Below are 8,574 nucleotides of genomic sequence, written 5' to 3' on the forward strand. Positions count from 1 at the left end.
CCCCCAGAATTAGGCCCGTGAACCTTCAGTTGTTCCTCTTGATCATCGTCGTGATCACCGCCCTCGCATTCGATTACACGAACGGGTTTCACGACACCGGCAACGCCATGGCCACTTCGATCGCCAGTGGCGCGCTCTCACCGAAAGCCGCGGTATCGCTCTCGGCGGTGCTGAACCTCGCCGGAGCGTTCCTGTCCACCGCTGTTGCCGGGACAATCGCCAAAGATTTGGTGAACGGTCATCTGGTGACCTTGCAACTGGTCTTCGCCGGTCTGGTCGGCGGGATCGTCTGGAACCTGACGACCTGGCTGCTGGGTATCCCGTCGAGCTCGTCGCATGCGCTGGTCGGCGGCATCGTCGGTGCCATGATCGCCGCGGTCGGCGGACACGGGGTGATCTGGACCGGCGTGGTGTCCCGCGTGCTGATCCCGGCCCTGGTATCGGTGGCGTTGGCCGGGTTGGTCGGTGCGGTCGGCACCTGGCTGGTTTACCGACTCAATCGCGGCGTTCCGGAGCAGCGCAGCGAGGGCGCTTTCCGCCGCGGCCAGATCTTCTCGGCATCGCTGGTCTCGCTGGCACACGGCACCAACGACGCGCAGAAGACGATGGGCGTGATCTTCCTGGCGCTGATCTCCTACGGCGCAGTCAGCAGGACCGCCGCCTTGCCCCCGTTCTGGGTCATCTTGGCCTGCGCTTGCGCGATGGCACTGGGTACCTACACCGGCGGCTGGCGGATCATCCGCACCATGGGCAAGGGACTCGTCGAGATCCATTCGCCGCAAGGCATGGCAGCCGAATCGTCTTCGGCGGTAATCATTCTGCTGTCCGCTCACTTCGGCTACGCGCTGTCCACCACTCAGGTGGTAACCGGATCCGTGCTCGGCAGCGGGGTCGGCAAACCCGGAGCGGAGGTGCGCTGGGGGGTTGCCGGCCGGATGGCGACCGCTTGGCTGATCACGCTGCCGGCGGCCGGTCTGGTCGGTGCCATCACCTACTGGGTGGTCCACGGGATCGGTGGCTTCGCCGGCTCGATCGTCGGCTTCGCTCTGCTGGTGGCGACGGCCGCTGCCATCTACCTGCGGTCGCGCAAGACGAAGGTCGACCACAACAACGTCAACGCCGAGTGGAAGGGTGACCTGACTGCCGGGCTGGACGAGGTCCACGAGCCGGTCGACGTCATGGCGGGTGCTCCCAACACGAACGGGGAGGTTGACGGATCCGGCGCCGCTCCCGGTACCACCCCGGCAAAGAAAGCAGGCTTGTCATGAGCACTTGGTTCAACTACGAGGCTTCGTTGAAGATCCTGGTTTTCGGTTTGGTCCTCGGTAGCGGATTGCCTGCGCTGTTCGCACTCGCGGTGCGGGCAGGCGCCGCGGGCGCCGGTGTCGCGGGCTCTGATGGCGCTGCCGTGTGGCCAAAGAATCCGGCGCTGACCGCCCTCAGCTGGTTGATCTACGCGTTTGCGCTGGTCGCGGTCGTGATCGGGGTGTTGTACATCGCCCGGGACTTCATCGGGCTGCACACCGGCATGTACATCCTCGGAGCCAAGCCCGCGTAAAATCGAAGTTCATTCGCTGTTCAGGCTTAGCTACGCCCGTATGGGGGGAAGGCGAGGCAGTGTGAACCGATTCCTGACCTCGATCGTGGACTGGCTCCGCGCGGGGTATCCAGAGGGCATCCCACCCACCGATTACTTTCCGGTGCTCGCCCTGCTGTCGCGTCGGCTGTCCCACGATGACGTCAAGGCGGTGGCTCACGGACTGATGCAGCGGGACGGGTTCGACGACACCGACATCGGTGTGTTGATCACCCAGATGACCGACCACCTGCCGTCGCCGGAGGACATCGAGCGGGTGCGGGCACGGCTGGCCGCCAAGGGTTGGCCGTTGGACGATGCCCGTGACGGCGAGGGGACCGGATAGCCGTCCTGCGCGCGTTCGCCGTGGCGCAGGGCTCCGCGGCGCACCCGCTGCTGGCGGCCCTTGAGCAGGTTCTGGACGGCCGTGCATCCGCGCTGCTGCCAGTGCCTGCTGACGGCGATCGCCGATCCACATTGGCGGCGCTGCGGGTGGGCGAAGCCATCGACGACGACATCGCCCTGGTGGTGACGACGTCGGGAACCACCGGTGCGCCCAAGGGTGCGCTGCTGACCGCCGCCGCGCTGACCGCCAGCGCCGCAGCCACCCATGACCGGCTGGGCGGGCCGGGCCGATGGCTGTTGGCTTTGCCGCCGTACCACATCGCCGGCGTCCAGGTGCTGGTGCGCAGCCTGCTGGCCGATACCGTTCCGATTGAGCTGGACATCTCGACCGGCTTCGACATCAACGAATTGCCCTCTGCGATAAAGCAACTCGGCTCCGGTCGCCGTTACACGGCACTGGTGGCCACGCAGTTGGCCAAGGCGCTGACCGATCCAGCGGCAGCAGCGGCGCTGGCCGACTTGGACGCCGTGCTGATCGGCGGCGGGCCGGCCCCGCGACCGGTCCTGGACGCCGCCGCGAGCGCGGGTATCACGGTGGTCCGCACCTACGGGATGAGCGAGACCGCCGGCGGCTGCGTGTACGACGGTGTTCCGCTCGACGGCGTGCGGCTGCGGGTGGACGCCGACGGCCGGATCGTGATCGGCGGCCCGACACTGGCCAACGGCTACCGCAACCCACCCGATCCCGACCCATTCGCCGAGCCAGGCTGGTTTCGCACCGATGATATTGGCGCTGTTGATGATTCGGGCGTCCTAAGTGTGCTTGGCCGGGCCGACGAGGCGATCAGCACAGGCGGGTTGACCGTGCTGCCGCAGCCCGTGGAGGCTGCGCTGCGCACCCACCCTGCGGTGGCCGACTGCGCGGTATTCGGACTGGACGACGAGCGATTGGGTCAGCGGGTGGTCGCTGCCATCGTGGTGGCCGACGGTTGTGCCCGGCCTTCGCTCGACACCCTACGGGCGCACGTCATGCACACCCTGGACCGCACCGCCGCGCCGCGCGAGCTGCATATCGTCGATGCGCTGCCGATGCGCGGAATCGGCAAGGTGGACCGGCAGGCACTGGCCGCCCGCGCCGGAAAGCAGCTGTCCGGGTGACATAATGCGGTAATGCACCGCCACATCATCGTCAGCGGTGACGATGCGCTGGCCACGACGATCATCGACGAGCTGAAGAACGCCGGCGCGACCGTCGCCAGGCTGTCTAACCTCGATCAGTCCGAGGCCGGGGTCGCTCGTGAGCTCACCCTCGCGGAGGTCGCTCATGCGCTCGCCGTCGTCTGCGTAGGCGACGACGACGCGATAAATCTCGAAATCGCGCTGCTGGCAAGGCAAGCCAACCCGAGCGCGCGTGTCGTGGCACGGCTCTCCAACGACGTGCTGCGCGAAGCAGTGGCCGACGACAACGGGCCCGGTGCGATCCTCAACGTCGCCGAACTCGCGGCGCCGTCGATTGTCGAGGCATGTCTGGAGCACAGAACTCACCAATTCGATGCCGCGGGAATCGAATTCGTCGTCGCCGGACGGGAGGCATACCGCGACGCGACGCTGCGTGAGCTCTACGGCGATTTGGCGCCGGTGGCGGTGATTCACGGCGAAAACTCCCCCACCCCCGACGAGTTGGAGGTCTGCCCGAGCCGGGATCAGCATGTGCATGCCGGTGACTGGACGATGGTGGTCGGTACGGCTGACGAAGTGGCCGCCCAGGGCATCAGGATTCCGCGCCCGACCCGGACGCGGTCGCATCGGCCATGGCCACGGCGCGCGGTCGACGGCATCTGGGCCGTGGTCAACGAATTCAACCCGGTGTTCTATCCGATAGTGGGCGGTTCGCTGGTGCTGCTGATCTGCTGCACGGTGTTGTTGCGTTTCAACTACGAGGCCCCGCCGAAGATGGGCTGGGTGGACGCGTTCTACTTCACCGTCGAGACGATGACCACGACCGGCTACGGCGACTTCAGCTTCGTGCACCAGCCCACCTGGCTGCGGCTGTTCGCAGCCGTAATGATGTTCAGTGGGGTGACGACCACCGCTTTGCTGGTCGCTTTTGTCGCCGACGTCTTGCTGTCGCGCCGCTTCGTCCTTGGGGTTGCACGCCCCCGGATACGTAATCTGCGTAATCACATTGTCGTCGTCGGGTTAAGTGCGGTCGCCATGCGTGTGGTTACCGACCTGACCACTGCCGGATACGACGTGGCGGTGATCGAGCAAAACGAGGAAAACCGCTTCTTGTCAGCGGTACGCAAACTCGATGTGCCGGTGATCTTCGGCGACGCCACCTTGCGTCAAACCCTGCAATCGGCACGGGTGGATCGTGCCCGCGCGGTGGCGGTGCTGACCCGCGACGACATGATCAACGTCGAAACTGGGATCGTGCTGACGGAAATGCTGGGAACTGAAATACGACCCGGGCTCAACTGGACCGATACTCCGCTGGTGCTGCGCGTCTTTGACCGCACGCTGGGTTTCGCGGTGGCGCAGCGGTTCGGTTTTGAAAACGTGCGCTCCACCGTCGAACTGGCCGCACCGTGGTTCATCGGCGCCGCGGTCGGCCTGCAGGTGCTGGGCACGTTCTCGGTGGGGCAACGCTCATTCGTCGTTGGCGGGATGCGGGTGGCGCCGGGCAGCGAACTCGACGGCCTGCGCATGTTCGAACTGTCCACCCAGACCCGGGTCATCGCCATCACCCGGCCCAATTCACTGATCAAGCTGCACCCACGCCGCGATGCCCGACTCCACGCCGACGACACCGTCTACCTCGTCGGGCCCTACCGCGAATTGCTCGCCACGCTGCGCAAAGGACGGCCACCCCAACAACCCGCGGCCGACGAGCCAGCCCACCAATAGGCTCACCGGTCGTGAGGATCGCTCGCCGGGAGGCGATCGCGGCTGCGATCGGGCTGGGCCTGGTTGCGGCCGCGTTCGTATTGCCCCGCATGCAGTGGGGCATCGCGTCGCTTCTGCACGCCGTGCCGGACCGTTTCGGCTGGCATGCCGGCGCCGCTCCGATCTTCGGCTGGTTCGACGCGCACGTCGGCTGGGGCACTGGACCGGCGATTGCACTCGGGCTGGCCGCAGTGGTGTGGGGACCCGTTGTAGCACAGCGTCTTTCGTGGCGGATGCTGCCCCTGGTCTGCTGGGCGACTTCCTGCGTCTGGGCGTTCTCGCTGGCGATGATCGACGGCTGGCAACGTGGCTTTGCCGGCCGGTTGACCGACAAGGACGAGTATCTGCCGCAGGTGCCGGGCATCGCCGACATCCCAGAGACGCTGCATACCTTCTCCAGTCGCATTCTGGATTTCCAGCCGAATTCGTGGATCACCCACGTCTCCGGGCACCCGCCGGGAGCGCTGCTGACGTTCGTCTGGCTGGACCGCATTGGCCTGGGCGGCGGCGCCTGGGCTGGGTTGCTGTGCCTGCTGGTCGGGTCGAGCGCGGCGGCCGCAATCGTGATCACGTTGCGGACTTTGGCCGACGAGCCGACCGCGCGTCGTGCCGCGCCGTTTGTCGCCGTCGCGCCCACGGCGATCTGGATCGCGGTCTCCGCCGACGGATACTTCGCCGGGGTCGCCGCCTGGGGCATCGCACTGCTGGCGGTGGCGGTGCGCGGCGCAGTTCGCTTCCCTGCACTGGTGGCGGCCGCCGCAGGGTTGCTGCTCGGCTGGGCGGTGTTCCTCAGCTACGGGCTGGCGTTGATGGCGCTTCCGGCGTTGGCGGTATTGGTGTGCGCGACCAATTGGCGCTCGGCGTTGCGGGCCCTGGGCCCGGCGATTCTGGCCGCAGCCGCGGTGGCGGCGGCGTTCGCCGCTACCGGCTTCTGCTGGTCTGACGGCTATACCCTTGTGCAGCAGCGCTATTGGCAGGGCATTGCGCATGACCGGCCGTTTCGGTACTGGAGCTGGGCCAACCTGGCGTCGGTGGTCTGTGCGATCGGCTTGGGCAGCGTCGCGGGACTCGGCCGGGTGTTCGACCTGGGCGCGATCCGCCGGCGCTCGGGCCTGCACCTACTGATGCTGGCGATGCTGATTGCCATTGCCTGGGCCGACTTGAGCATGCTGAGCAAGGCCGAGACCGAACGGATCTGGCTGCCGTTCAGCGTCTGGCTGACCGCCGCGCCCGCGCTGTTGCCGCCGCGCTCTGCACGGCTGTGGCTGGCCGTTAACGTCGTAGGAGCACTGTTGCTGAACAGCCTGATCTTTACCCACTGGTAGAAGGGAGGTCGGCTGATGATCGCGCTGGGTCTGAAGAAGCTGTCGGCGATCGGCCAGCGATTTGAAGGCTCGCCGCTCGGCGAAGCAGCGATTAGTGGGCTCGTCGTGGTGGTGCTGCTCATCGGCGTGGTGTGGAGCCTGCCCGATGCTGAAGTCAAGCGGCGGCTCGTGCCGGTGCTGCAGCCAGTTGCGTCGGCGACCGGGCTGGAGCAGAGCTGGCGGATGTATGCACCCGAGCCGCAACGGCGTCAGGAATGCCTCGAGGTGCGCGTCACGATGGCAAATGGTGTCCAACGGGCGTGGACCAATCCGCGCGGTGACCGAGTGGTGGGCGCGTTCGCGTGGTATCACTGGCAAAAGGTCAAAGAGAATGTGGTGCACGACCCCGCTAGTCGAGTTGGAGTGGCGCATTGGATCGTTCACCGACTCACCGGACGCGCTGAGCGCGCTGTACGAGTCCAAATGATTTTGCGCACCGAGTCGCTTCCGGCGCCGGGAACCGGCGGCTTCCCCGTCCGCGGAGAGGAAATCCTCTACGACGAAAAGCTGACCGGCGGGCGATGACCGAGCCGAAACGCCGTCAGCGGCCGCGGGTTGCGGGCGCGGTGGAAAAATGGCGGAGGTTTTGGTTTCGACGGCAACCGGCGTACACCCTCGGCTTGGTCAGGATGGTTTTCGGTGTGGTGGCAACCGGCTGGACCGTCTCTCTGCTGCCCGATCTGTATCCGTTATTTGGCCCGCACGGCATTGTGCCGCAGCAGTCCGGCAACGCCTTCTACTGGGGTGTTTTCGCGATCTTCACCAGTGACCGTGCGCTGCTAATCGGATGGGCGGTACTGCTGGCGTCATCGGTCGCACTGACCATCGGCTGGCACAGCCGACTCGCCTCGGTGGCTGTGTGGGTACTCATCTTGTCGTTCCAACATCGCGATCAGTGGGTGTGGAACTCCGGTGATATCGCCGTGCGCATCGAGGCGCTGGTGCTTGCGCTCTCACCGTGCGGCGCAGCGCTGTCGCTCGACCAAGCGCGCAGCGCCGGAACATTCTGGTCGGCGCAGGAGCGCCCGCAGTGGCCAGTGCGGTTGATGCAGTTGCAGATGTCGCTGATCTATCTGGCCTCGGCGCTGAGCAAGATCAACGGGGGCGCGTGGCCCCAGGGCACCGCCGTCTCCTACGCACTGCGACTGCAAGACCTGGCGCTGGTGTCGCCCCCGCACTGGGTCACCGACAGTGCGCTCCTCATGAACGCCGCCACCTGGGGCACTCTCGCCGTCGAGCTTTCACTCGCGTTTTTGGTGTGGAATCACCGCTTGCGACCATGGGTCCTGGCCGCGGGCGTGGTCATGCACACCATCATCATGATCACCATCGCCGCTGGGTTCTTCACCGTTGCCATGTTCGTGTTCTACCTCGCATTCGTCCCACCCGAAACCGTGCAAAGTCTTCCGCATAACGCCAAGCGCGTCGCGACGAAGCCAGTGGTGGCGCTTCGCCGGTGGCTGAGTGTCAGGCATCGACAAAGAAATACCGAAACGACTGAACCATCCGCAGCAGTCCCCGAAAGCAGCGCGCACTAGACGTGGACGACGAAAAGGCCTCCGCAGGGCAACCGGAACTGGCCCGCCGACTCAGCACCGGCGACGCGGTGGTGATCGGTCTGGGATCGATGATTGGCGCCGGGGTGTTCGCTGCGTTCGGCCCCGCCGCGCGCGCCGCCGGGGCCGGCCTGCTGATCGGGTTGGTGCTCGCCGCGGCGATCGCGTACTGCAATTCCACCGCGTCGGCGCAGTTGGCGGCGGTCTATCCGACGTCGGGCGGCACCTACATTTACGGGCGGGAACGGCTCGGCCCGTGGTGGGGCTTCGCGGCCGGGTGGGGGTTTCTGATCGGCAAGACCGCATCGTGCGCGGCGATGGCGCTGACCGTCGCCTCCTACGCGCTGCCGGGCCCGTGGTGGGCGCAGCGCATCGTCGCTGTCGCGGCGGTGGTCGCGCTCACCGCGCTGAACTACCGCGGCGTCACCAAAACCGCGACATTGGCCCGAATCCTGGTGGTATGCACGCTCATTGCCCTTGCGACTGTGGTCATCGGCATCGGGGTCGGTGGCATGCAGCTGTCGAATCTGAGCGGCATGGGAGCCTGGTCGGCGGGCACGGCCTACGGGGTTCTGCAATCGGCCGGGTTGCTGTTCTTCGCGTTCGCCGGTTATGCGCGAATCGCGACAATGGGCGAGGAGGTCCGTGACCCGGCCCGCGCCATACCGAAGGCCATCATCGTCGCGCTTGCGATAGCAGTCGTGGTGTATCTGATCGTCGGGGTTGCGATGCTGCTGGCCGTAGGACCGGATCGGCTGGCGCGGTCGGCCGCGCCGCTGGCCGACGC

At 66.4% G+C, this 8,574-nt stretch carries 9 protein-coding genes; all 9 read left to right on the top strand.

The window, feature by feature from the left end; translation table 11 throughout:
• Nucleotides 1-17: 17 nt before the first annotated feature.
• Nucleotides 18-1,268, top strand: coding sequence for an inorganic phosphate transporter (locus WAN71_RS23990; RefSeq protein ID WP_422227723.1), 1,251 nt, complete (start codon nt 18-20; stop codon nt 1,266-1,268).
• Nucleotides 1,265-1,558 carry a hypothetical protein gene (locus WAN71_RS23995; RefSeq protein ID WP_422227724.1) on the top strand — a complete coding sequence of 98 codons (294 nt, stop codon included), beginning with the start codon at nt 1,265-1,267 and terminating at the stop codon, nt 1,556-1,558. Before WAN71_RS23990 ends, WAN71_RS23995 begins: the two co-directional genes overlap by 4 nt.
• A 61-nt stretch (nt 1,559-1,619) precedes the next feature.
• Entirely contained in the window at nt 1,620-1,922 is a 303-nt protein-coding gene (locus WAN71_RS24000) for a DUF3349 domain-containing protein (RefSeq protein ID WP_422227725.1), read from the top strand.
• A gap of 92 nt (nt 1,923-2,014) precedes the next feature.
• A complete protein-coding gene (gene menE, locus WAN71_RS24005) occupies nt 2,015-3,079 on the top strand; it encodes an o-succinylbenzoate--CoA ligase (protein ID WP_422227730.1) in 1,065 nt (354 codons plus the stop codon).
• Between the two features lie 12 nt (nt 3,080-3,091).
• Nucleotides 3,092-4,828, top strand: a complete 1,737-nt coding sequence (locus WAN71_RS24010) for an NAD-binding protein (protein WP_422227726.1) — start codon at nt 3,092-3,094, stop codon at nt 4,826-4,828.
• Between the two features lie 11 nt (nt 4,829-4,839).
• On the top strand, nt 4,840-6,192 hold the full coding sequence (locus WAN71_RS24015) for a hypothetical protein (RefSeq protein ID WP_422227727.1): 1,353 nt from the start codon (nt 4,840-4,842) through the stop codon (nt 6,190-6,192).
• Between the two features lie 15 nt (nt 6,193-6,207).
• Nucleotides 6,208-6,756: a hypothetical protein gene (locus tag WAN71_RS24020; RefSeq protein WP_422227728.1), complete on the top strand. Its 549-nt coding sequence runs from the start codon at nt 6,208-6,210 to the stop codon at nt 6,754-6,756.
• A complete protein-coding gene (locus WAN71_RS24025) occupies nt 6,753-7,769 on the top strand; it encodes an HTTM domain-containing protein (protein ID WP_422227729.1) in 1,017 nt (338 codons plus the stop codon). Before WAN71_RS24020 ends, WAN71_RS24025 begins: the two co-directional genes overlap by 4 nt.
• Nucleotides 7,770-7,858: 89 nt before the next feature.
• The coding region (locus tag WAN71_RS24030) for an APC family permease (RefSeq protein ID WP_422227731.1) at nt 7,859-8,574 on the top strand (716 nt) is incomplete at its 3' end.

Origin of the sequence: Mycobacterium sp., from assembly GCF_049280035.1 — a bacterium.
Lineage (GTDB): Bacteria > Actinomycetota > Actinomycetes > Mycobacteriales > Mycobacteriaceae > Mycobacterium.

Excerpts from the sequence above, each read along its gene's own strand:
- WAN71_RS24010 (WP_422227726.1), top strand. The coding sequence starts at position 3,092 with ATGCACCGCCACATCATCGTCAGCGGTGACGATGCGCTGGCCACGACG.
- WAN71_RS24020 (WP_422227728.1), top strand. The coding sequence starts at position 6,208 with ATGATCGCGCTGGGTCTGAAGAAGCTGTCGGCGATCGGCCAGCGATTT.
- WAN71_RS24025 (WP_422227729.1), top strand. The coding sequence starts at position 6,753 with ATGACCGAGCCGAAACGCCGTCAGCGGCCGCGGGTTGCGGGCGCGGTG.
- WAN71_RS23995 (WP_422227724.1), top strand. The coding sequence starts at position 1,265 with ATGAGCACTTGGTTCAACTACGAGGCTTCGTTGAAGATCCTGGTTTTC.